The organism is Bacteroides cellulolyticus (genome assembly GCF_025567135.1).
In the GTDB taxonomy this organism is placed as follows: Bacteria; Bacteroidota; Bacteroidia; order Bacteroidales; family Bacteroidaceae; genus Phocaeicola; species Phocaeicola cellulolyticus.
The window spans coordinates 68,213-91,434 of the sequence record NZ_JAOQJJ010000013.1 but is presented as its reverse complement, the minus strand read 5'-3'; the positions used below and the strand labels follow the sequence as shown (position 1 = coordinate 91,434).

Below are 23,222 nucleotides of genomic sequence, written 5' to 3'. Positions count from 1 at the left end.
TCATATTCTTCATTTTTGTACAATATTGGTTATGGGTACAAAAATATAAAGAATCAAGACTGAGTTCTGACGGGGTTTACTGAATGCTTACTGTTAACCAAACAATTAAAACAGTTTTTGGAAATATGGAATGTCAGAATGCAGTCCAACATTATGGTCTTTGTTCACTCTGACGAGTTTGTACCTTGGCATACTCCAACTATATACTTTCAGAAATCATCAGAAAATTCAGAAATAATAGAACATAATTATGATCGGTCACTTATATATGACAGAACCAATCGGTTAGTATATAGTGAGTTTGCATATAGGAACATTCTACCTTTAGATTTTGAATTGTCATCTTTTGATAATATTTCAGACCCTATTGCAAAATTATTTGCTATAGCATATTTTTATTATACACTTTCAAGCATATTTGATTTCAGTTCTTTTGCCGATAATCATATCAAATACAAAATCAATGGATTCAAAACTCGTGAATTCACGGTGCCTATCAATCTTGTCGATTTACAAATAAATATTCCCAATGTCAAGATATTAAGTGAAATCTATAATTGGATTTATTTAGAGGGTAATACCTATGACAAAATGGTTATAGCACGAAATATTATTTCTATCAATCTTATTGATGGAGAATCGATTAACTTTACAAACTCTACATTTAGTGCTATTCAATCCAATTTTAGATATTACTCAAAAGAAAATGTAAAAAATTTTATAACTCTACGAAATGAGATTTCAAAAATCCTACTTGATCAAGAGAATAAAATAGCTTCTTTCGTATCTGATTTCGCATCTGATTTCAAGAAAAGTATTCTTCCTTCTATTACTTTCTTTATATCAGTCATAGCTATACGGGCTATATCACATCAAGAAATATTTGACGGATTTTCACCCAATATTATGAAAATCTCGATTCTATTAGTTGTTCTTTCATTTATCAATTTACTATATTCATTGTTTTTTGAGCTAAATAGAAAGTTACACTATTCACAACAACAAATAAAGGATATAAAAGAAAGATATAGCAAACTTTTAACCGAAGAAGAAATTGCAGATATATTTCATGAAGGAGATAACTGCAAAAAAAGAAATTGTTTTATTTTTGCTCGTAAGCAACGTTGTTATAGTGTTTGTATGTGGGGGGCATGTATCCTCTTAATGTCAGCTTTTCTTTATTGGATAGGCTTAGATCAAGATTTAAAAAAAGTAGAAAAAAATGAGCACAATATTGAATATGTAGATTCTGTCAAGCGCGTATCACCAATTATTGATAATGCACCAGTTAATAATACTACTTGCGATACATTAAAGATAGATACAAATTCTTTAAAAAAATGATTCCTATAAGGAATTATATTGTATTTTTGTATTTGGAACCTCCACGCAACCTTGTGCAAAATATTGCAAGAATCCGGTGGAGCAATAGCGGGAGATTACTTCTTTAGCTAAAAGTTACATCAAAGATATTCAGCCACTTATCGTTAGATTACGATTTCTGGTGGCACCACTTTGAAGAAAAGCAAAAGATAGTAAAATCCTGATTTCCAAGCAAAATCAGGATTTTTTGTTTTCCCCAGACAGGCAAAAAATATTATTCGATCCTATAATACTCATCATAAAAGCAGAAAAAAAGCTGTATGCATCGGTTCATCAAAACCGGCATACAGCCTTCCGCCTCTCTTTTTATATGTTGTTTATATTATTCAGAAATCAATCTGACAGAACGGAATTTTGGTGTAACATCAGATTTGCCACACATAATCTTTACATCCCATTCCGAATTTTTAAGCAGCTCTTTAGGCAATTTCAAGACATGAATTGAGTCTCTGCCGTTTATTTCACCTATCTTCACGCCATTTACATGGATTTCGGCACTTCTTGCTTCGTCAGGGAAAGAGTTTATCATAACCGCATTCACAGGTTTGCCATTGGATTTCATTTTGTAGGAGAACCATCCCTTGGTTTCACGCCATGGTGTACCTTGTTCACTGCCAATTACAGAATTCTCCATTTCTATGAAATGGTCACTTTCAGGCTGTTGCTCTCCACATGCCACCATATCAGCTGTGATATTTTCCAACCTCACCCGTTCTGCCTCCTGTTTTGCAAGTTCTGCCTGTCTATGTTTCAATTCATCTCCAGAAACTAGTTCCCAATAAATCATGTATCTGCATTCATGAGTCTTATAGAATGGTTTTAATATCATTCCATCGTATCTTGAAGGATATACGCCAGACAATCTGAATTCAAGCTTGTCCGGACTTACTCTTTTAAGATTTGCCAGAAAGTCTTTCTCTTCACCTACTATAACAGGCATATTCTGCAACGGAAGCTGTGGACCGAATGCTACGTGCCCCCCCCTGCTGTCATCGGCAAATTGTCCGTCAAGTCTCTCCTTACCCAAATCGGCAGCCAATACCACAGGACCGTACATAAACGAATAATACGGTGATTTGTCAGGAAGTTGCACAGCACGCAAAGTCATAGGCAGAGACATTTCTACAGTATCTCCATCTTTCCACTTTCTGTTTATGGTATAATATCCGTCATAAAAAACAGCCTCAACCTTTCCGCCGTTTACCTTAAATTCTACTTTTTCTTTATCAAGCCATTCAGGACAGCGGAAACTTATCTTCATTTTTCGCGGTTTTTCACTCTTCACAATAACACGTGTCTGTTCTTTTTCAGGGAAAGATGTTTCCTGAGTGAAACTCATGCCGGTTTCTTCCCAATTGAGGACAGAAGATATAAACAGATTGACAATAAGCTCATTATCACGCGACGCGTATATCATCTCGCCATTTCTGGCATGGTTCTCCATCCCAGAACCTACACAGCACCAGAAGCAGTTCTGCGGCTGCGAATAAACCCTGTAATGCCCCGAACGCATTGGTGTGAAATAAACAAAACCGCCCTGCACAGGATTCTGACTGGACAATATATGATTATACAGGGCACGTTCGTAATAATCCATATAGTTTACATCTCCTGATGTACCGTAAAGCAGTTTAGTCAATCGGAGCATATTATATGTGTTGCAAGTTTCCGGCCCTTGCTCACTTGTCATCATGCTTGAAAAATCATCCGACTTGTGGAAATGTTCTCTCACGCTGTTTCCGCCAATAGACACACTTCTATTCTCCACTACAGTATTCCAGAAAAACTCGGAAGCGGAACTCCATTCCTGGTTGCCGTCCAAATCGGCTATCCTTTTAAACCCTATCACTTTAGGTATCTGCGTATTTGCATGATTGCCGGTAAGCATATCCTTTTTTTCTACAAGCGGATCAAGAATAAATCTATGAGAGAAACGTTTTGCCAGTTCCAGATATTTTTCATCACCGGTAATGGCATATACATCGGCAAACACCTCGTTCAATCCGCCATGCTCACTTCTCAACATATCCTGGATCTGCTCGTTAGTAAGTGCAGACACGATATTCATCATCCAGTCCGTAAGTGCCACCAACATACCTTTAGCTTCTTCCTTACCTGCCACGAGATATGCATCTCTCAGTCCGGCATAAGTTTTATGGATGTTATAGAGTGGAACCCATCTATCGTTTAACCCGAAAGGATTTGCATTGATCTTGCCTTCCTTTATTTCATTCCATATAGTTTTTCCATCAGGCACTCCGCACAGATAACCGTTTCCGGAAGCATTCTGGCAGCGTTTCAGTTCCGACAGAAAATAATCAAGCCTTTTACCTATCTCTTCATTACCCGTAGATGCATACATATACGACAAAGCGGAAAGATAATGTCCGCCTATATGACCATCAAGCCCGGTATTCTCCCAATTGGGATAATTCTCTGCCTTTGGTTTCAAACCGGCTTCCTTCATATATGGAGCAAGAAGCCTGTCAGGGTTCAACCCCATCAGATAACATATATCCAAATCTTCAGCATGTTTGAACATCCCTGATGTAAGCCTTACATCACTAACTGGAAATGTATTGATTTTTTGTGGTAACCCGGCCTCTGCACCAACAGAAGCGAAAAAGAACAATCCTAAAAGATACAGTTTTCTCATGTTTTTCGATACTTTATTAAGTTAACTTTCAATGATGACAAAGATACAAATAAGTGTATAATATACATTAATAAGACTATTAAAATATTAGATTTTATGCCTCTGAAAAAAACGGGCGCACGTTTAAGGTAAAATGGGCGCACGCTTCAATTGAAATGGACTTTCGTTTTGATTAAAACGACAGGGTGTTTTCAGAAGCGCTATTTTGGCCCTTATTGTTAACTGAAGTTAAAGGCGTATTTTACCTATTGTTATTTCAAACAAAAAGCATACATTTGCAGTGTACTAATAAACTAATACACTAAAGCAATATAATTATGGACACAACAATGATTAAAGCCGAACATCTCTGTTTCGGATACGGGAAAAACAAACAGGTGTTCAATGATTTCAATCTTGAAATAGAAAAAGGGAAAATAATAGGCCTGTTGGGAAAGAACGGAGCAGGTAAATCCACTCTGCTGTATATCATCTGCGGATTGCTCAAACCTTCTCATGGAAATGTAACGATAAAAGGTATAGACATCAGAAGACGTCTTCCTCAAACACTGTCGGACATTTATCTGGTTCCTGAGGAGTTCGACTTACCTAACCTGTCGATGAAACAGTTCGTTAAACTGAACAGTGCTTTCTATCCTAATTTCAGTAACGAAACACTGAATACTTGCCTCAACGATTTCGACTTAGGAATGGACATCAACCTCGGCGAACTTTCCATGGGACAGAAGAAAAAAGCATATATGTGTTTCGCTCTTGCCACAAATACCTCTCTCCTACTCATGGACGAACCTACAAACGGACTGGACATTCCGTCGAAAAGCCAGTTCAGAAAAGTCATCGCATCGGGAATGACAGACGAGAAGACTATCATAATCTCTACACATCAGGTAAGGGATATTGACAGACTGCTTGACCACATAACTATAATAGACGGAACTGAGGTGCTACTTAACAAATCGGTAAAGGAAATAACAGAAAGGCTTTACTTCTGCGAACAAAGCATGAACGAGCCTACAGACGGGGCACTGTTCATACAACCGTCTGTACAGGGTAACAGCATCATTATGGAAAACAAATTCAACGAAGAAAGTCCTATGAATCTGGAAGTCCTTTTCAATGCCATATTGGCTGAAAGAAACAAGATACAGGAAGTATTCAACAAATAAATATGGAGGAACGGTTATGACTACAAATACTAATTTCAGTTTTACAAGACTCATGGCGGTAATGAAACGCGACATGATGGAAAATTGGAAAACCAACCTATACAGGCTTATAGCATGCTATTCCGGTGCGGCTATGGCTTTCTTGTTCGGTATGTACGGAGTTTTGTCCAGCAATCGTGGAGAAACCGGAGAGACACAATATCTAGGTTTCTGCAATACATTCCATTCCATACTAACTTTTGTGACATTTTTCTATCTAATTGTATGTGCCTCAAGAATAATGGAAGTGATGAATACAAAAAACAAACGTATCTCGTATATGATGCTTCCGGCTACAAACGGAGAAAAGTTCATAAGCAGAGCAATATATGTATGTATTATTTCTATTGTAATATTTTTTGTGGGACTGTTTTTTGCTGAACTTACCAGACTTGCTTTACTGCCGCTATTCGATGCCCCGAAAGAATTTTCCAGTTTCTGTCTGTTTGATATAATGTCAGTTTCTTTTTATGATACAATTCATATCAATCCTGAAGCATACGGAGCATCATCAACATTCATGCCTTACCTGTTTTTAATTTCAAACGGTTTATGGGGACACTCCATTTATATTTTGGGTGGTACATACTTCAGAAAACATCCTTTCATAAAAACATGGGGAATATGTATGGCAGTATTTTTCCTTATATTATATTTGCTGATTAATATATCTGACGAAGGAACTTTTATATATATATTAAAATGGATGGAAGACCTGGCAGATAAAAGTTCATGGATAAATGAGGAAGTTATATTTTCTACCATAAGCATTATCTTCCTGGCACTTACAGTTTTTAACTGGACTCTTAGTTATCATTTGTTTAGAAATTCACAAATCACCGATAGAAAACTGTTCAGAAGATGAAATTTAAAGAATCGAAATCAATATATTTGCAGATAGCAGACAGAATTATGGACGAAATCCTTCATGACACATACAAGGAAGAAGAACGAATACCGTCCGTAAGGGAGTATGCCGCAATGGTGGAAGTGAATGCAAATACCATGATGCGTACTTACGACTATCTGCAAGGAATGGAAATTATATATAATAAAAGGGGTATAGGGTATTTCGTAGGCGAAGGCGCAAAGAATAAAATTCTTTCATTCAGAAAAGAGACATTCCTGAACGAGGAACTGCCGGAAATGTTCCGCACAATGAAAATTCTTGACATATCAGCACAGGAAATATCTGCTCTCTACAAACAATTTCTGAAAGATAACAAATAAAGAAAACCACAAACTAATATCATTATTTAAAACAAATAAAGCCATGAAACTAAAGAATTTTCTTTCAATACTCACAATCAGTGCCGTAACTTCTTTTACAGCCACATCTTGTATGATCAATACTGTAGCAAGCAAAAATGAAGCCACTTCCACATATGAAGTAAGCACCTCATATAAATCATTAAAAGTGACAAATGCAATAAGAGTGGAGTACAGACACGATATTGACACACTTCAGATTATTGCAGACTCTTCTATTCTTTCCAAAATAAAAGTAAACTACGATGATGAAGGCATTGAAATTTATGCTTCTGATTTCAGAAGATCATACAGTGTCACTGCTATAGTGCCGGCAAGCAAAGAACTGAAATCCATTGAAATAGGAGGCGCATCTTCATTTACTTCCGACGGAGAGATTAAGGCCGAAAAACTCGATATCGAAGTATCCGGAGCATCGCACTTTGATGCCAACATAGACTGTCAGTCTTTGGAAGTAAGTGTAAGCGGAGCATCATCTGCCGAAATAGGCGGAAAAGCTGTCAATGCCAATATAGAAGTGAGTGGAGCTTCAAAATTGTCATCAAACGGCGAGTATCTGAATACCGATTATGCCGATGTGGATCTAAGCGGAGCCAGCACGGCCGAAATTATATGTAATAAGAACATAACAGGAGAAGCATCGGGAGCATCAAAACTTTCGTTCAGAGGTGCAGCAAAGGCCGATGTATCAACAAGTGGAGCTTCAAAAGCAGTAAGAAAATAAAATCCAGAAAAAATGTCATCTAATGTTTTAAGGGGATTTATATGTATCCTCGTATGTCTTACTACCGCTACGGTGTTTGCACAAAAGCAGGGCGGTTTATATTCAGTGAAAGGAACTTTAGTTGACTCACTTCTTAACGAAAGCGAGCCATATGCCACTGTGAGAATATCAAGTGCGGCAAATCCTGACGAAAAAGTAAAACTTTCGGTCACCGACGAAAAGGGACGTTTCAATGAGAAACTGTCCGAGCCGGGCGACTACGTCATAACTCTCTCATCGGTAGGAAAGAATACCGTAAAAAGAAACTTTACATTAAGCACAAGCAAGAAATCTGTTGACCTCGGAACTATATTTACTTCCGAGGCAACGGAAATGCTTAAAGGAGTGGAAGTAGTGGCACAGAAACCTCTCGTGAAAGCCGAAATAGACAAAATAACCTACAGCATGGAGGACGACCCGGACTCAAAGACCAACACCACACTGGAAATGCTTAAGAAAGTACCTCTGGTAACTGTGGATGGAGAAGACAATATCCAGGTGAACGGATCAAGCAGCTTCAAGGTACACGTAAACGGTAAGCCAAACACCCTGATGAGCAACAATCCGAAAGAGGTATTGAGAAGTATGCCTGCCAACAGCATAAAATCAATAGAGGTGATAACAGAACCGGGAGCGAAATACGATGCCGAAGGTATCGGAGGTATTCTGAACATCATCACTACGGATGCAAAGATGCAGGGATATAATGTCACACTTGGAGGAAGGGCAAGCAATCAAGGCTTTTCCGGATATGCATACGGTACTGTTCAGGTGGGTAAATTTACCGTATCCGGCAATTATTCGTACAACTATAACACACAGCCACGCAGTTACTTCAGTTCCGGACGCGAGGACTACACATCGGATACAAACAAGTATCTCAATAGTGAAGGTTCCTCAAAAAGCAACGGCAATTTCCAGTTCGGCAATCTGGAAGGTAGTTATGAGATTGACACATTGAACTTGATAACATTCTCCGCAAATATGTTCGGAGGTAACTTCAAGACCAACAGCAACTCGGAAAACCGCATGCTGAACAATATGGAAGAGTTGACATACCGATACAATACACTGAATAAATCCACAAGCGGTTTCGGCAATGTAGGCATCAACTTCGACTATCAGCATTCCTTCAAGACCAAAGGCGAATATCTTACCGTATCGTATAAATACAACGATTCTCCAAACAACAGTGAGTCAGCTACGGAATATATGGATATGGAATACGTTCCTTTCTCGCTGGAAAATCAGTATTTTGACAATGACGCCCACACAGCTGAACATACCGGACAGATAGACTACGTTAATCCTATAAACGACAAGCACTATATTGATGCCGGTATGAAATACATCTATCGACTGAACGCGAGCGACAGTAAATATTTCATTCAAAAAAGCGACGGTTCTATGCTTCAGGACAACAATATGTCGAGCATATTCGACCAGGGACAAAGCATCGTAGCTACATATGCCGACTATCAGCTGAAGCTGAAAAAATTCGGTTTCAAGGCGGGTGTACGATACGAGCATACTTTTATGGATGTGAAATACGACCTTCAGCCTGAAAGAAACTTCAATGCCGGTTTCGACGATGTTGTTCCTACTGTGAATATGTCATATATGCTTGGCGCAACTTCTACCCTGAAGGCGAATTACAATATGCGTATCAACCGTCCGGGTATATGGTATCTTAACCCTTTCCGCGATGAAAGCAACCCGACATCAGTAAGTTACGGTAATCCTGACCTGGAAACAGAAAAGGCACATATCGTTGGATTGACATTCAGTTCTTTCTCTGCAAAGTTCAATATTAATGCAAACCTGAACTATACATTCACAAACAACGGTATAGAAAATTATTCTTTCATGAAAGACGGTATCCTAAATAGTACTTACGAGAATGCGGGCAAGAAACAGATCACTCGCCTGTCATTGTGGATGAACTGGAACCCGGGAAACAAGACCAGAATATCAATCAACGCATCAGGCTCTTATTCGGACTATAGCAGCGATTTGCTTGATACAAAAAATTCCGGCTTCAACGGTAACCTGTTCGGAAACGTACAACAGACACTTCCATGGGACTTGCGTCTGAGTGTTTACGGAGGAGGAAGTACACCGTATATAACCTTGCAGGGTAAAGGCTCGTCATATTATTACTACGGACTGGGACTGACACGCTCTTTCCTGAAAGATAAGAGATTGAGCATCTCACTGTCTGCAAATAACTTCTTCAACAAATATAATACATACGAAAACGAAACGGTTACAGACACATTCCGCTCATGGAGTAAAAACAAATACTATAATTTAGGTTACGCCATAGGTATCAGCTGGAGATTCGGTGAACTGAAAACCCAGGTCAAGAAAACAAGCCGAAGCATCAACAATGATGATGTTAAATCGGGAGGAAACAGTGGTTCTTCTGCCGGAGGACAGAGAGGAATGTAATAATTCTATAACTTCTAAAAAATGACAATATACATAATAATAGGAACAATAGTAGGATGCGTATTAGGAATCATTATAGGACACCTGGTTTCTGCAAAGAAATCGGGTATATTGCAATCGCAACTGAAAATGCAACAGGAACACTCAGCCGAGCTGTTAAAAAACGAACAGATTAAGGCAGCACAGCAGGCTGAAAGCATGAGACAAAACATACAAAAACTACAGGACAAGCTGGACGAGAATGCACGTCTGCTGAACGAGGCTTACACTGTTTCGGCATCGCTGAAAGTAGAGAACCGCAATATGGCCGAGAAACTTGAAAATCAGAAAGAAGAGATTGCAGCGATGCACAAGCAGTTCAATCTGGAGTTTGAGAACATAGCCAACAAGATTTTCCAACAGAAAACAGAGACTTTCAACAAACTGAGTACCGAAAGCCTAAGCAGTCTGCTAAAACCTTTCGGAGACAATCTGAACGAGTTCAAGCATCAGGTGGCAGAGGTATATGAGAAGGAATCGAAACAGCGTTTCTCTCTCGAAGACAGGATAAAGGAGCTTGTTCTGTTGAACAAACAGATAAGCGATGACGCCAACAATCTGACAAAAGCTTTGAAAGGTGACTCAAAGATGCAGGGTAACTGGGGTGAGATGATACTGGAAACGATACTTGAAAACTCCGGTCTGCACGAAGGCGAGGAGTATTTCCGTCAGGAATTCCTTAAAGACGAGAATGGAGAGTATCTGAAAAACGAACAGGGACAGAGGCTGCAACCGGACGTAATAGTGGTATATCCCGACAACCGTCATGTAATAATCGACTCCAAAGTATCGCTCACGGCATATGCCGCATATATCGGGACAGACGACAAGACAGAGAAAGAGCAATATCTGAAAGAACATCTGCGCTCGGTAAAGGCTCATATAGACGAACTGAGCAAGAAAGACTATTCCAAATACAACGTATCGGCACTGGACTTTGTAATGATGTTCATCCCTAACGAACCGGCTTACGTACTGGCACTTCAGGCAGACAACAATCTGTGGAATTATGCCTATCAGAAAAAGGTGGTACTGATGAGCCCTACAAATCTTATTGCCGCATTAAGACTGGCTCTTGACTTGTGGAAACGAGAGTATCAGGAAAAGAACATACAGGAGATAGTGAAGCGCGGAACTGCACTTTATGAGAAACTTGCCGGTTTTGCAGAAACATTCGAAAAGATAGGGGACGCGATAAACACTGTAAATACGGCATACGGAAATGCACGTTCACAGCTTTCGGAAGGAAAAGGAAATCTCATCCGTCAGGCAGAAATGCTCAAGGAGCTGGGAATCACCCCTAAGAAGAACATTCCTGCCAGACTGCTGGATGAAAAGTAATATTAATATCTATAACTCATTGTTTGTTGCGTCTGATGTGTTTCAAACGCAACAAACTTATTATTGTTCAGAATTATCCGCCAGAACTTTCATCTGACATTGCTTGCAGTCAAACTCCAGGCGGAAGCGTCTGCCATCTGAACTTACAAGATAATACGGTTCGCGGAACGGAGAACGCACCTTGTGATGTACCGGACACCAGCCCATGCTGTAGCGGATGCAATGCTTGCAGAACATCAGAACGGCATCCTTAGGCTGTTCCTTCTCTAATGCAGGCATTACTTTCAGAACTCCATGGTTCTTATAAAATTCGGCTGCAGAGCTGTTCATCACATTTCCAAGATATGTAAGCGTGCTTACAGGGAACTTAGTCTTGCTTTCCTTCAAGCGGAACACTTCCCTGCGATAGTTTATCCTGCGTGCTTCAAGCAGTTTTTCTACGGCATTACGTCTTAGTTCTGAAAGTTCGGATGAAGGAATAAACCAGTTGTCAGACAAATCTATCTTTATATCCTTAGCCTCAAACGGGGTGTTTCCCAATTTACTTAGCTGATTTCTCAGATTATCTGTCTGTAGTGTACGTGCCGGTTCTTTCGCACGCTCCAGTGTAATGGATACGCTATTGTCGTCCTCATCAGAAAAACTCAATGTAAAGCCAAAATTATTTTCAGCCAGACATATATCGACTGCAATCTTTCTTTCTGCCGATTTTTTCTGCATCAGTTTCTCAAATTCCTGGTCGAAGTTACGGTAGAGACGTGTCTTGGGTTTCAGTCTTGGCATATCCTGCGGGAAAAGCTTGTTGTTCTCCACACGGTTCACTCTGAATCCCTGAAGACGACCGTTATCGTCAATATAGCAAAGTCCGTCGCCATTGTTGAAAGATTTCACTCCTGCTACAGTAAAGTAGTTTCCTCTGATTTCCTTCACAGTGCCTACCTCCTCACCCAGTGACTTAGGAGTACTGAACGAGAATATTCCAGGATTTCGTCCACGAAGAAAATAATCAGTAAAGCCACGGCTGAAACTCTTGTCAAGCTGCGGAGTGAATGTAGTCTTCACCGTACCTGACGATGCCCTGACATACTCCTTACGGTATTTGAATATCGAATCCAGTTTCTGACGGTAGTATGCAGTGACATTCTTCACATACGACACATCCTTCAAGCGGCCTTCTATCTTCAACGATGTGGCTCCGGCATCAAGCAATGCTTCAAGATTATCGCTTTGGTTCATATCTTTGAGCGAGAGGAGATGCTTGTTCTGTTCTATTGTCTTTCCGTTGGAATCCACCAGATCGAAAGCCAGACGGCAGAACTGTGCACACTCGCCACGGTTGGCACTACGGCCATAACAAGCCTGGCTCACATAACACTGCCCGCTGTAGCTAACGCACAAGGCACCATGAATGAACACTTCGAGAAGCGTTTCAGGACATGTATCGTGTATCTTCTTTATTTCATCAAGCGAGAGTTCGCGTGCCAGAACCACCTGACGGAAACCTATATCCGAAAGGAACTTCACTTTCTCCGGGGTACGGTTATCCATCTGCGTACTGGCATGCAGTGCTATAGGCGGAAGGTTAAGGCGCGTGATACCCATATCCTGTATGATCAGGGCATCTACACCGGCACGGTACAATTCCCATATCATTTTCTCCGTTTCCGGAAGTTCCTCGTCATGCAGGATTGTATTTACTGTGACATATATACGTGCGTTATACAGATGTGCATGCTCCACCAAAGCCTTGATGTCTTCTATGGAATTGCCAGCAGCGGCACGTGCCCCGAAACGTGGTGCACCGATATAGACCGCATCGGCACCATGATTGATGGCCTCGATTCCGCATTCAAGATTCTTTGCAGGAGCAAGAAGTTCTATAGGACGTTGTTTTATCATTATTTAATCTGATTAATATCGTATGGGGTTTCCTGATATACATAGTAGTTGAGCCAGTTGGAGAAAAGCAGGTTTGCAGTGCTGCGCCATCTCACTACCGGTCCCTTGTCCGGGTCATTGTCGCGATAATAGTTTTTTGGCATGTCGATAGGCAGACCTTTTCCAAGGTCGCGGCGGTATTCTCCGTCAAGTGTAAGAGGTGAATATTCCGAATGGCCTGTCACGTAGAATTCGCGTCCGCCACGTGCCATCACTATATGTACTCCCGAATCTTCGGATTCGGAAATGATTGACAGTTCCGGACATTTCTCTATATCTTCACGGCGCACTTCTGTATGACGGCTGTGAGGTACGAAGAATTCATCGTCGAATCCGCGGAATATCGGCAGCTGGCTGAATCCGTCGCAGATGTGATGCTCGAAGATACCGAACATCTTCTTGTCCAACGCATATTTAGGTACTCCATAATGATGGTACAGTCCGGCCTGAGCGGCCCAGCAGATATAGAAAGTTGATGTTACATGAGTGCGGGTCCAGTTGAATATTTCCTGTATCTCATCCCAATAATTCACATCCTCGAAATCGAGATGTTCCACAGGAGCCCCGGTGATAATCATGCCGTCGAACTTCTCATCACGCATATCTTCGAAATCACGATAGAAAGCTTTCATGTGTTCTATCGGAGTGTTCTTAGATGTGTGGCTCTTTATTTTCATGAAGTTCACCTCTATCTGTAAAGGAGAGTTTGACAGAAGACGTATCAGATCTGTTTCAGTGGTAATCTTCAATGGCATAAGATTGAGGATGACAATCTTTAGCGGACGTATATCCTGCGATGTAGCTCTTGAACTGTCAATGACAAATATGTTTTCTTCCTTCAGAAGATCAATGGCAGGAAGTTTATCGGGTAAATTTAAAGGCATTTTATATAGTTGTTAGTTGTTAGTTATTAGATAATAACAAAAAAGCATCCAGAACAGTAATAACCATTAAGGATGCTTTTTTTGTATTTACTGGTCAATAATTTCAGTTATCCGAATTACTGGTCTCATAAGGATGAATAACCTCATCTATATACATTTCGAATATTAAAGTCGAATATGGTCTAATGACATCACTCCTATTCTCATCTTTATATCCCATCTGATATGGAACATAAACAGTAGCCTTGTCAGACATGTCAGGCTTCATGTGCATCAAAGCTGTAGTCCAACCGACAACATAATTCTTCGAGATATCAAACTTGGTAAAGTTATCAGTAACCTCCTTATCGAAAGTGCCGTAATAGTTACCGTCGAAACGGGTTCCGTTTATTATAAATCCCTGATAAGCCATTGAAACAGTATCACCAAAGTTTATCAACGGTTCGCTTCCATCAAAAATATCCTCTTTCTTGGCATACTTTACATATACATAATCATGTACCTCATATTTATAATTAATTTCATCAAACTTTATCTTGTAGTTTGCATACTTTTTCCATATTTCGCCAGAAGGAGGATTATCTGCAACATCTGCTATTGAATCAATAAAATGCTCATTTCTTTCCTTCCAGTTGGCATACGGATCAGCCACCTCTGTATCTTTAGCACAAGAGGAGAAACCTATAGTCAATACAGAAAGGATTATAACGAGCCAAAATATTCTATTATTCATAAGCATAAATCATTGTAGAGTTTTCAATAAGCTTGTGATACTTACCTTATCAGCGATGATATTGTTAAGTTCAGAAATAGCCACACGTTCCTGTTCCATTGTATCACGGTTACGCAATGTCACGCAGTTGTCCTCCAATGTCTGGTGGTCGATTGTAATACAGTATGGAGTACCTATTGCATCCTGACGACGGTAACGCTTTCCGATACTGTCTTTTTCATCATACTGACAGTTGAAGTGGAACTTAAGGTCGTTCATGATTTCGCGTGCTTTTTCAGGCAGACCGTCTTTCTTAACCAACGGCATGATGGCAAGTTTCACTGGAGCCAAAGCTGCAGGCAATTTAAGAACTACACGTGTCTCGCCGTTTTCAAGCTTTTCTTCGCAGTATGAAGCACTCATGATGCTGAGGAACATACGGTCAACACCGATTGATGTTTCGATAACGTACGGAGTGTAGCTTTCGTTGATTTCAGGATCGAAGTATTTGATACTCTTGCCTGAATATTTTTCGTGCTGGCTCAAGTCGAAGTTAGTACGGCTATGGATACCTTCAACTTCCTTGAAACCGAAAGGCATCAGGAATTCGATGTCTGTAGCGGCATTAGCATAGTGAGCCAGTTTTTCATGATCATGATAACGATAGTGATCATCACCGAATCCAAGAGCCTTATGCCATTTCAGACGGGTTTCTTTCCATTTCTTGAACCATTCAAGTTCTGTTCCCGGTTTTACGAAGAACTGCATTTCCATCTGTTCGAACTCACGCATACGGAAGATGAACTGACGTGCAACGATTTCGTTACGGAAAGCCTTACCTATCTGTGCGATACCGAAAGGTATTTTCATACGGCCTGTCTTCTGTACATTCAGATAGTTTACGAAGATACCCTGAGCTGTTTCAGGACGAAGATATACCTTCATTGCTCCATCGGCAGTAGAACCCATTTCAGTAGTAAACATAAGGTTGAACTGACGAACTTCAGTCCAGTTCTTTGTACCAGAGATAGGACATACTATTTCTTCATCAAGGATAATCTGGCGCAGTTCATTCAAATCGTTAGCATTCATAGCCTTTGCATAACGGTCATGCAAAGCGTCAAGCTTAGCCTGATGTTCAAGAACACGTGCGTTAGTGCTGCGGAACTGAGCTTCATCAAAAGCATCACCGAATTTCTTTGCAGCCTTAGCTACTTCTTTATTAATCTTATCTTCGTATTTTGCAATCTGCTCTTCAATCAGAACGTCTGCACGGTAGCGTTTCTTTGAATCACGGTTATCAATCAATGGGTCATTGAAAGCGTCAACGTGTCCAGAAGCTTTCCATATTGTAGGGTGCATAAAGATTGCAGAATCTATACCTACAATGTTTTCGTGCAAAAGCACCATACTCTGCCACCAATACTGCTTTATATTATTTTTCAGTTCCACACCCATCTGGCCGTAATCATATACAGCTCCAAGACCATCATATATTTCACTTGAAGGAAATACAAAACCATACTCTTTACAGTGAGAAACCAATTTCTTGAAAACGTCTTCCTGTGCCATTTTTCTAACTTATTTTATATTTTTCTAATTGTTTTATTTACTATTGGGCACAAAGATACGCAAATATGAAGAATAATGAACGAATAGTGTATTAATTTATCTTATGAATATAGACGAAATAGCTCATTAATAGGGACAAAAACAAAAAAAACATCTATTTTTGTAAGAAATTTCACCTTATAAGACATTAAATATCACCCTACGAAAAGAATATTCACGATGAAAACAGCACAAGACAAACATAAGATGATGACGACGATGCCTATCCCAAAACTGATAACATCGCTTGCAGTACCGACTATAATAAGCATGCTTGTAACATCATTTTATGTAATGGCTGATACTTATTTCGTGGGACAAATCAATACACAATCCACTGCTGCCGTTGGCATTTCATTTTCAATAATGGCAATAATACAGGCATTCGGATTCTTTTTCGGCCACGGTTCCGGCAATTTTATTTCACGCAAGCTTGGAGCAAAAGATTACGACAGCGCAGAAAAGATGGCATCAACCGGTTTTTTCTACGCTTTTACTTTTGGAATAATAATAGCCGTACTTGGAAACATTTTCCTCACCCCAATATGTATCCTGTTAGGTTCTACCGAAACCATACTGCCATACGCCGAAAACTATTTAGGAATAATCCTCATAGGGGCGCCTTTTATGGCATCATCACTTGTACTGAACAATCAGATGCGCTTTCAGGGTAATGCCGTATATGCCATGATAGGTATAATCATTGGAGCTGTGATAAATATCGGGCTTGACCCGCTTCTGATATTTGTTCTAGACATGGGAGTGTCTGGTGCTGCCTTATCAACAATAATAAGCCAGTTCTGCAGTTTTATGGTGCTTATTTACATGGACAGCAAAGGAACAAACATAAAAATCAAGTTCAAGAATTTCACTCCTTCCTTTACATATTTGAAAGAAATAACATACGGAGGCATACCGTCATTAAGCCGTCAGGGGCTTGTCAGCCTTTCCACTATTATGCTTAATGTAGCTGCCGGAGCTTATGGCGACGCTGCAATCGCAGGAATGTCCATAGTGACACGTATATGTATGTTCATAAACTCATTCGTAATAGGTTTCGGTCAAGGTTTCCAGCCTGTATGCGGATTTAACTACGGTGCAGGATTATACCGACGCGTGCGTGAGGGATTTTACTTCTGCATAAAGACAGGAGTCATTTTTCTTACAATCTGTGCCATAATAGGATATATATTCGCACCTGAAATAGTGTCCTGGTTCCGCAAAGACGACCCACTGGTAATAGAAATAGGCGCAAGAGCACTACGCTGGCAACTCATAACCCTTCCTATCGGCACATGGGTAATATTATGCAATATGATGCTTCAAACAATAAGAATACCAGGAAGGGCACTAATTCTGTCTTCAGCAAGACAGGGACTATTCTTTATTCCACTTATAATAATACTTCCAAAACTTTTAGGATTGCAAGGAGTAGAAATGTGTCAGGCCGTATCAGATTTCTGTTCTTTCATACTGGCATTCCCGCTTACTGTCCCAGTACTAAAGAAGCTGAAACAAGACAATGTATTGACAAGATAAAGAATCGGGAATAAAAAACACCCAATTTTATATTATCAATGTAATATAAAATTGGGCGCAACTGCTATAAACTATTGATTTTCAATGTTTATCGCGGAGAGACAGGGATTCGAACCCCGGGTACCTCGCAGTACAACGGTTTTCAAGACCGCCGCAATCGACCACTCTGCCACCTCTCCAAGACTTCTTTCGAAGTGCTTTATCTCTCAAAAGCGATGCAAAGGTATTGCTTTTTTTTGAATATGCAAAGCTTTTGGATATTTTTTTCTGAAAAGGTACGTTTTTTTTCTGAAAACAGGCTTTATCAAGTAGTATAATCCTGTTATGAACACTATTTTTTATGTTTTCCGGCTCCTTTCAGCAATTCACGGCTGAACTTCATTTCAGCCCGTTGAATATTATAAATTTTCTTTGGACTAAGCACTTTTTTATATTTACCAAGATATTCCAGCTCCAGTTCATCTATTGTAAGGCGCGTCTTTATCACATCTTCCGTTATGCGTGAATATTCGGCATCTGTCACATTATTACCATCCTTAGCCTTGCGTATCTTGTCCCACATATCTTTATTATAAGAAAATTTCTTATCCTGCAATTCAAAATACAAAGGAAAGAACTTTGCAGCCTCCTCCTGTGTCAATCCTGCCTTTTCTACAAGATACTGTTTTTGTCGTTCACGAAACTGTTCCTTGCTCATGCATTCTTTTTTGTCCTGAGCCTGTATGGCAAGACAAGATATAAGCATAGCAATTATAATAAAAAATCTGTTCATATAAGAATAATCGAATTAATTGTATATATCCAAATCGGCATCAGTCAGATACATATATAATGTATAATCATCCATCATAGCCTGATCCAAAATAGGATCAATATATTCATCCGGAATACCTTGCACAGAATCCGTCATAGAGACATCGCCCGCATTAATACCCGTACTTACAGGCCTGTCATTCATCATTACACGCAGTCCGAACATAAGTCCGCAGAACATAGCAACCATATAAACCCAAGGTTTCACTCTTTCCCACATGGTTACCTCAACCTCTTCTTGCACCTCGGCTTCAGGAAGCTGCTTCATTATTTCGGGAACAATATTTTCAAAGTAGCCTTCGGGCACCTTAAAAGGATTTTCCTTCCCTATCCTGTTCTTTAATTCGGTATCTTCCTTCATATTACGATCTCCTTCCTTTATATTAGATTAAAAATACGGTAAAAGGTTTAATCATTTTGCTTGAAATATTCTTCTATTTTCTTTACCGCGTGATGATATGAAGCTTTAAGGGCTCCAACCGTAGTTCCCACTATCTCTGAAATATCTTCATATTTCATTTCGTGAAAATATCTCAGATTGAATATAATCCTCTGTTTCTCAGGTAGTGTTCGTATAGCTTTTTGAAACATGACCTGGGTTTCGTCCCCGTCAAAATACGGATCTCCCTCAATCATGTTTATAAAATTCGAGTCAGCCTCATCTATAGATATATTTTCCTGTGCCCTCTGCCTGCTCAGAAAATTCAGACATTCATTCAGGGCTATTCTGTATAGCCATGTAGAAAGTTTTGCATCTCCTCTGAAATAGTCAATATTGGTCCATGCCTTTATAAATGTATTCTGAAGAATGTCATTGGCATCATCGTGAGACACCACCATCCTTCTTATCTGCCAATACAGTTGTTCGCTGAACTCCCCTACCACTTCTTCAAAAGCACTGCGTCGCGTGTGCGGGTCGTGCAAACGCTCTTTTATATCGTCCTCATTATTATGTGCCATAACCATTTAAACAATATGCTGTAGGAAATTCAAATGTTTATACTCAAATTCTCGTTTGCCAAAATTGTATCGGCAAAAACTTCTTTTGCTTCGGCCAGAAGACATTCATCGTCATCGTATCTTGCCGAGAAATGACCTATAATCAGTTTCTTCACTTCTGCCATCCTTGCAATCTCAGCTGCCTGTCTTGCCGTCGAATGCATGGTAACCTTAGCCCTTGCCTTCTCCGTTTCCAGGAAAGTAGCTTCATGAAACAACAAGTCCACGTTCTTTATCTGTTCAACTATTTTCGGACAAAACATCGTATCAGAACAGTAGGCATAACTTCTTGGAGGATCAGAAGGCACAGTCAGCCTGCTGTTAGGAACCACTGTTCCATCCTCACACACAAAATCCTCACCGTTCTTAATTCTGTTAATCATATACACCGGCACCTTATAGAAATCTATCATATCTCTTATGATATGATTAGGTACAGGCTTTTCCTTGAAAAGGAAACCACACGTAGGCATTCTGTGTTTCAGTGGGATGGTTTCAACCGTCAACGAACGGTCATCGTATATCACAGCCCGCTCTGCCGGATCGATGTCATGGAATATAACCTCAAAGGGTAATCCCTTACAGAAGAAATCGAGTTGAGGTTTGAGCAATATCTGCAAATCAGGATGCGCATATATATGCAGATCGGCAGTTCTTTCTATCATGCCGAAAGTTGATATCATTCCTATGAGTCCAAAGCAATGATCGCCATGCAGGTGTGATATGAAAACATGGTTAAGTCTTGAAAATTTCAGTCTGGATCTGCGCAGCTGCACCTGTGTTCCCTCTCCACAGTCTATCATAAAAAGTTTCTCTCTTACGTTAATGACTTGTGAAGTGGCAGAATGCCGCATCGTAGGCAATGCAGAACCGCATCCCAATATGTTAAGCTCAAATTTTTCCATGCCGACAAAGATAAATAAAATCTTCAAATAGTGTCAAAACGAAGGTATAAATAAACTAAAGCATAAGCCTTTCATGCGTTTAAAAAAAATGAACTGTCGTTTTAAACAAAACGCCCTGTCATTTCAAATCGAATGACAGGGCGTTTTGTAACCGTCAAAATAAGAGCCGAAAGCGGGACTCGAACCCGCGACTTACTCATTACGAATGAGTTACTCTACCAACTGAGTTATTTCGGCGGGATAAGTTCTTATTTTGTGGTTCAAAATTACTTCTTATTTTTTTATTGACAAATGTATTTCCGATTTTTTTATCGTTGCTTCATATATTTATCACATATAATAAAAAGGTAATACGAATATTTTTTCTAAAGATGTATTAACGGAATGCATATATTTCACTGAAAATACTTATCTTTGCACCCCGAATATAACATAAGAAAGACTTAATATAACACATATAATATATATTTATTAAGAGCCAGAAGATGAAAAGATTTTATTCGGTTTTTCTATATTGTAAAACTTCGGAAGCATACAGAAATGCTATTACATTTCTTTTTGCCAAAATCCGTTTTTCATTTTCCAGTATGTTATTTTTGTTTTTCAAACATACAGACTTTTCTTTTTCAGAAAATTCATATTTACCCGGAAATGCTTTTCGGCATATCCGGGATTTTTTTCGTCCAACAGCATTATACGATATACAACAATACAAATATAGATAATTAAGGTATGGAACAACTAAAGCACGAATGTGGGGTGGCGATGATACGCCTGATGAAACCACTGGAACACTACCAGCAGAAATATGGTACATGGATGTACGGACTTAATAAGCTGTACCTTTTGATGGAGAAACAGCATAACCGTGGACAGGAAGCTGCCGGACTGGCTTGCGTAAAACTTCAGGCTGCACCGGGAGAAGAATACATGTTCCGCGAAAGAGGACTTGGCGCAGGAGCCATAACCGAGATTTTCGGAACTGTACACAGTTATTTCAAGGATCTGACACCGGAACAGATGCGTGATGCCAAATATGCCGAAAAGTGTCTTCCTTTTGCAGGCGAACTGTATATGGGACACCTGAGATATTCCACTACAGGTAAAAGCGGAATATCGTATGTGCACCCGTTCCTCCGCCGCAACAACTGGCGTGCAAAGAACCTTGCGCTGTGCGGAAATTTCAACCTTACAAATGTTGACGAAATATTTGCATCAATCACTGCCGACGGACAGCACCCGCGCAAATATGCCGACACGTATATAATGCTTGAGCAGGTGGGACACCGACTTGACCGAGAAGTGGAAAGGTTGTACACAGAATGTAAAGGCGAAGGTCTGGAAGGTATGGACATCACTCATGCCATAGAAGACAGAATAGACCTGACAAACGTTTTGAAGACATCAAGTCCGACATGGGACGGCGGTTACGTGATATGCGGACTGACCGGTAGCGGCGAAAGCTTTGCCGTACGCGATCCGTGGGGAATACGTCCTGCATTCTGGTATATGGACGATGAAATATTCGTACTGGCTTCAGAACGTCCTGTGATACAGACAGTACTGAATGTTCCTGCCGACAGTATAAACGAACTTCAGCCTGGCCAGGCAATAATGATAAGCAAAAAAGGACAGATGCGTCTGGCTCAGATAAACGAGCCGAAAGTGAAAAAGGCTTGTTCTTTCGAACGTATATACTTCAGCCGCGGCAGCGACATGGATATATACCGCGAAAGAAAAAAACTCGGTGAGAAGCTGGTGAACCCTATTCTGAAAGCTATAGACAACGACGTGATACACACAGTATTCTCTTTCATCCCGAACACAGCCGAAGTGGCTTTCTACGGAATGCTGGAAGGTTTCGACAACTATCTGAATGAGCTGAAAGTACAACGTATAGAGGCCTTGGGACATAAACCGAGCCACAGCGAACTTGAACAGATTCTTTCACAACGTATCCGAAGCGAAAAAGTCGCAATTAAGGATATAAAGCTGCGTACGTTCATAGCCGAAGGAAATACCCGCAATGACCTGGCAGCACACGTATATGACATTACATACGGAAGCCTCGTGCCGTACGCTGACAACCTGGTGATAATAGACGACAGTGTAGTTCGTGGTACAACACTGAAACAAAGTATCATAAGCATACTAGACCGCCTGCACCCGAAAAAGATAGTAATAGTATCGTCATCGCCACAGGTACGCTATCCGGACTATTACGGTATAGACATGGCAAGCATGGAGCAGTTCATTGCCTTCAAGGCTGCCATAGCATTGCTTGAGGAAAGAGGTATGAAGGACGTTATAATAAATGCATACAGCAAATCTAAGGCACAATTAGGATTGCCTAAAGAAGAGATGGTGAACTATGTGAAAGAGATATACGCACCGTTCACGGACGAAGAGATATCAGCCAAAATGGTAGAACTGCTGACACCTGCCGGAACACAAGCCAAAGTGGAAATAGTATATCAGACACTTGAAGGACTTCACGAGGCATGTCCTGACCACACAGGCGACTGGTACTTCAGCGGAGACTATCCTACTCCGGGCGGAGTGAAACTGGTAAACCAGGCGTTTATAAACTATATAGAAGAAAATTTTTTAAATGAATAATTAAGAATTAAAAGTTAATAATGAGTGGATGATATCACTCTTAATTCTCAATTATTAATTATTAACTGTTAATTATTAACTCAAACATACAGATA

General features: G+C 40.1%; 18 protein-coding genes and 2 tRNA genes. 9 read left to right on the top strand and 11 right to left on the bottom strand.

Features of this window, described 5'->3' with window-relative positions:
• Positions 1 to 117: 117 nt before the first annotated feature.
• A complete protein-coding gene (locus OCV82_RS11560; protein ID WP_154044521.1) occupies positions 118 to 1,344 on the top strand; it encodes a hypothetical protein in 1,227 nt (408 codons plus the stop codon).
• Between the two features lie 361 nt (positions 1,345 to 1,705).
• Here the strand turns inward: OCV82_RS11560 and OCV82_RS11555 are convergent, their stop codons facing one another.
• A complete protein-coding gene (locus OCV82_RS11555) occupies positions 1,706 to 4,039 on the bottom strand; it encodes a glycoside hydrolase family 127 protein (protein ID WP_154044520.1) in 2,334 nt (777 codons plus the stop codon).
• 329 nt (positions 4,040 to 4,368) lie between these two features.
• On the opposite strand from OCV82_RS11555, the gene OCV82_RS11550 reads away from it, so the two are divergent.
• The 6 genes from OCV82_RS11550 to rmuC are packed head-to-tail and all read left to right on the top strand — an operon-like array spanning position 4,369 to position 11,107.
• Positions 4,369 to 5,205, top strand: a complete 837-nt coding sequence (locus OCV82_RS11550) for an ABC transporter ATP-binding protein (protein WP_154044531.1) — start codon at positions 4,369 to 4,371, stop codon at positions 5,203 to 5,205.
• 16 nt (positions 5,206 to 5,221) lie between these two features.
• Complete coding sequence (locus OCV82_RS11545) at positions 5,222 to 6,109, top strand: hypothetical protein (protein WP_154044519.1); 888 nt, start codon at positions 5,222 to 5,224, stop codon at positions 6,107 to 6,109.
• Complete coding sequence (locus OCV82_RS11540) at positions 6,106 to 6,474, top strand: GntR family transcriptional regulator (RefSeq protein ID WP_154044518.1); 369 nt, start codon at positions 6,106 to 6,108, stop codon at positions 6,472 to 6,474. Before OCV82_RS11545 ends, OCV82_RS11540 begins: the two co-directional genes overlap by 4 nt.
• Before the next feature lie 43 nt (positions 6,475 to 6,517).
• Positions 6,518 to 7,237 carry a GIN domain-containing protein gene (locus OCV82_RS11535; RefSeq protein ID WP_154044517.1) on the top strand — a complete coding sequence of 240 codons (720 nt, stop codon included), beginning with the start codon at positions 6,518 to 6,520 and terminating at the stop codon, positions 7,235 to 7,237.
• Positions 7,238 to 7,249: 12 nt separating this feature from the next.
• Complete coding sequence (locus OCV82_RS11530; RefSeq protein WP_154044516.1) at positions 7,250 to 9,727, top strand: outer membrane beta-barrel family protein; 2,478 nt, start codon at positions 7,250 to 7,252, stop codon at positions 9,725 to 9,727.
• Between the two features lie 21 nt (positions 9,728 to 9,748).
• A complete protein-coding gene (rmuC, locus tag OCV82_RS11525) occupies positions 9,749 to 11,107 on the top strand; it encodes a DNA recombination protein RmuC (RefSeq protein ID WP_154044515.1) in 1,359 nt (452 codons plus the stop codon).
• 60 nt (positions 11,108 to 11,167) lie between these two features.
• Here the strand turns inward: rmuC and OCV82_RS11520 are convergent, their stop codons facing one another.
• The 4 genes from OCV82_RS11520 to OCV82_RS11505 form a co-directional block, all read right to left on the bottom strand.
• On the bottom strand, positions 11,168 to 13,006 hold the full coding sequence (locus tag OCV82_RS11520) for a peptidase U32 family protein (RefSeq protein WP_154044514.1): 1,839 nt from the start codon (positions 13,004 to 13,006) through the stop codon (positions 11,168 to 11,170).
• The gene (gene metA, locus OCV82_RS11515) at positions 13,006 to 13,929 is read right to left on the bottom strand and encodes a homoserine O-acetyltransferase MetA (protein WP_154044513.1); all 924 of its coding nucleotides are present in this window, start codon (positions 13,927 to 13,929) and stop codon (positions 13,006 to 13,008) included. The genes OCV82_RS11520 and metA overlap by 1 nt, the downstream gene beginning before the upstream one ends.
• Positions 13,930 to 14,032: 103 nt before the next feature.
• Positions 14,033 to 14,662, bottom strand: a complete 630-nt coding sequence (locus OCV82_RS11510; RefSeq protein ID WP_262543592.1) for an FKBP-type peptidyl-prolyl cis-trans isomerase — start codon at positions 14,660 to 14,662, stop codon at positions 14,033 to 14,035.
• Between the two features lie 9 nt (positions 14,663 to 14,671).
• Positions 14,672 to 16,213: a glycine--tRNA ligase gene (locus OCV82_RS11505; protein ID WP_154044511.1), complete on the bottom strand. Its 1,542-nt coding sequence runs from the start codon at positions 16,211 to 16,213 to the stop codon at positions 14,672 to 14,674.
• Positions 16,214 to 16,432: 219 nt separating this feature from the next.
• Between OCV82_RS11505 and OCV82_RS11500 the strand changes: the two genes are divergently transcribed.
• Positions 16,433 to 17,791, top strand: a complete 1,359-nt coding sequence (locus OCV82_RS11500) for an MATE family efflux transporter (protein ID WP_262543589.1) — start codon at positions 16,433 to 16,435, stop codon at positions 17,789 to 17,791.
• A 94-nt stretch (positions 17,792 to 17,885) separates the two neighbouring features.
• Here OCV82_RS11500 and OCV82_RS11495 read toward each other — a convergent pair.
• The 6 genes from OCV82_RS11495 to OCV82_RS11470 all read right to left on the bottom strand — a co-directional run bounded on the left by OCV82_RS11495 (position 17,886) and on the right by OCV82_RS11470 (position 20,745).
• A tRNA-Ser gene (locus tag OCV82_RS11495) sits at positions 17,886 to 17,970 on the bottom strand.
• 152 nt (positions 17,971 to 18,122) lie between these two features.
• Complete coding sequence (locus tag OCV82_RS11490; RefSeq protein ID WP_154044510.1) at positions 18,123 to 18,563, bottom strand: hypothetical protein; 441 nt, start codon at positions 18,561 to 18,563, stop codon at positions 18,123 to 18,125.
• Between the two features lie 15 nt (positions 18,564 to 18,578).
• Positions 18,579 to 18,965 (bottom strand): hypothetical protein, encoded by a 387-nt coding sequence (locus OCV82_RS11485; RefSeq protein ID WP_154044509.1) that lies wholly within the window; start codon positions 18,963 to 18,965, stop codon positions 18,579 to 18,581.
• 47 nt (positions 18,966 to 19,012) lie between these two features.
• Entirely contained in the window at positions 19,013 to 19,564 is a 552-nt protein-coding gene (locus tag OCV82_RS11480; protein WP_154044508.1) for an RNA polymerase sigma factor, read from the bottom strand.
• 29 nt (positions 19,565 to 19,593) lie between these two features.
• A complete protein-coding gene (locus OCV82_RS11475; RefSeq protein ID WP_154044507.1) occupies positions 19,594 to 20,508 on the bottom strand; it encodes a ribonuclease Z in 915 nt (304 codons plus the stop codon).
• A gap of 164 nt (positions 20,509 to 20,672) precedes the next feature.
• Positions 20,673 to 20,745 (bottom strand) — tRNA-Thr (locus OCV82_RS11470).
• A gap of 495 nt (positions 20,746 to 21,240) precedes the next feature.
• On the opposite strand from OCV82_RS11470, the gene OCV82_RS11465 reads away from it, so the two are divergent.
• Positions 21,241 to 23,127, top strand: coding sequence for an amidophosphoribosyltransferase (locus OCV82_RS11465; RefSeq protein WP_154044506.1), 1,887 nt, complete (start codon positions 21,241 to 21,243; stop codon positions 23,125 to 23,127).
• Positions 23,128 to 23,222: the final 95 nt, after the last annotated feature.

What these genes read in the sequence shown, in the direction of transcription:
- OCV82_RS11505 (WP_154044511.1), bottom strand. Translation starts at nt 16,213, where the DNA reads ATGGCACAGGAAGACGTTTTCAAGAAATTGGTTTCTCACTGTAAAGAG.
- OCV82_RS11480 (WP_154044508.1), bottom strand. Translation starts at nt 19,564, where the DNA reads ATGGCACATAATAATGAGGACGATATAAAAGAGCGTTTGCACGACCCG.
- OCV82_RS11465 (WP_154044506.1), top strand. Translation starts at nt 21,241, where the DNA reads ATGGAACAACTAAAGCACGAATGTGGGGTGGCGATGATACGCCTGATG.
- metA (WP_154044513.1), bottom strand. Translation starts at nt 13,929, where the DNA reads ATGCCTTTAAATTTACCCGATAAACTTCCTGCCATTGATCTTCTGAAG.
- OCV82_RS11485 (WP_154044509.1), bottom strand. Translation starts at nt 18,965, where the DNA reads ATGAAGGAAGATACCGAATTAAAGAACAGGATAGGGAAGGAAAATCCT.
- OCV82_RS11530 (WP_154044516.1), top strand. Translation starts at nt 7,250, where the DNA reads ATGTCATCTAATGTTTTAAGGGGATTTATATGTATCCTCGTATGTCTT.
- OCV82_RS11535 (WP_154044517.1), top strand. Translation starts at nt 6,518, where the DNA reads ATGAAACTAAAGAATTTTCTTTCAATACTCACAATCAGTGCCGTAACT.
- OCV82_RS11555 (WP_154044520.1), bottom strand. Translation starts at nt 4,039, where the DNA reads ATGAGAAAACTGTATCTTTTAGGATTGTTCTTTTTCGCTTCTGTTGGT.
- OCV82_RS11550 (WP_154044531.1), top strand. Translation starts at nt 4,369, where the DNA reads ATGATTAAAGCCGAACATCTCTGTTTCGGATACGGGAAAAACAAACAG.
- rmuC (WP_154044515.1), top strand. Translation starts at nt 9,749, where the DNA reads ATGACAATATACATAATAATAGGAACAATAGTAGGATGCGTATTAGGA.
- OCV82_RS11490 (WP_154044510.1), bottom strand. Translation starts at nt 18,563, where the DNA reads ATGAACAGATTTTTTATTATAATTGCTATGCTTATATCTTGTCTTGCC.
- OCV82_RS11510 (WP_262543592.1), bottom strand. Translation starts at nt 14,662, where the DNA reads ATGAATAATAGAATATTTTGGCTCGTTATAATCCTTTCTGTATTGACT.
- OCV82_RS11520 (WP_154044514.1), bottom strand. Translation starts at nt 13,006, where the DNA reads ATGATAAAACAACGTCCTATAGAACTTCTTGCTCCTGCAAAGAATCTT.
- OCV82_RS11500 (WP_262543589.1), top strand. Translation starts at nt 16,433, where the DNA reads ATGAAAACAGCACAAGACAAACATAAGATGATGACGACGATGCCTATC.
- OCV82_RS11475 (WP_154044507.1), bottom strand. Translation starts at nt 20,508, where the DNA reads ATGGAAAAATTTGAGCTTAACATATTGGGATGCGGTTCTGCATTGCCT.
- OCV82_RS11540 (WP_154044518.1), top strand. Translation starts at nt 6,106, where the DNA reads ATGAAATTTAAAGAATCGAAATCAATATATTTGCAGATAGCAGACAGA.
- OCV82_RS11545 (WP_154044519.1), top strand. Translation starts at nt 5,222, where the DNA reads ATGACTACAAATACTAATTTCAGTTTTACAAGACTCATGGCGGTAATG.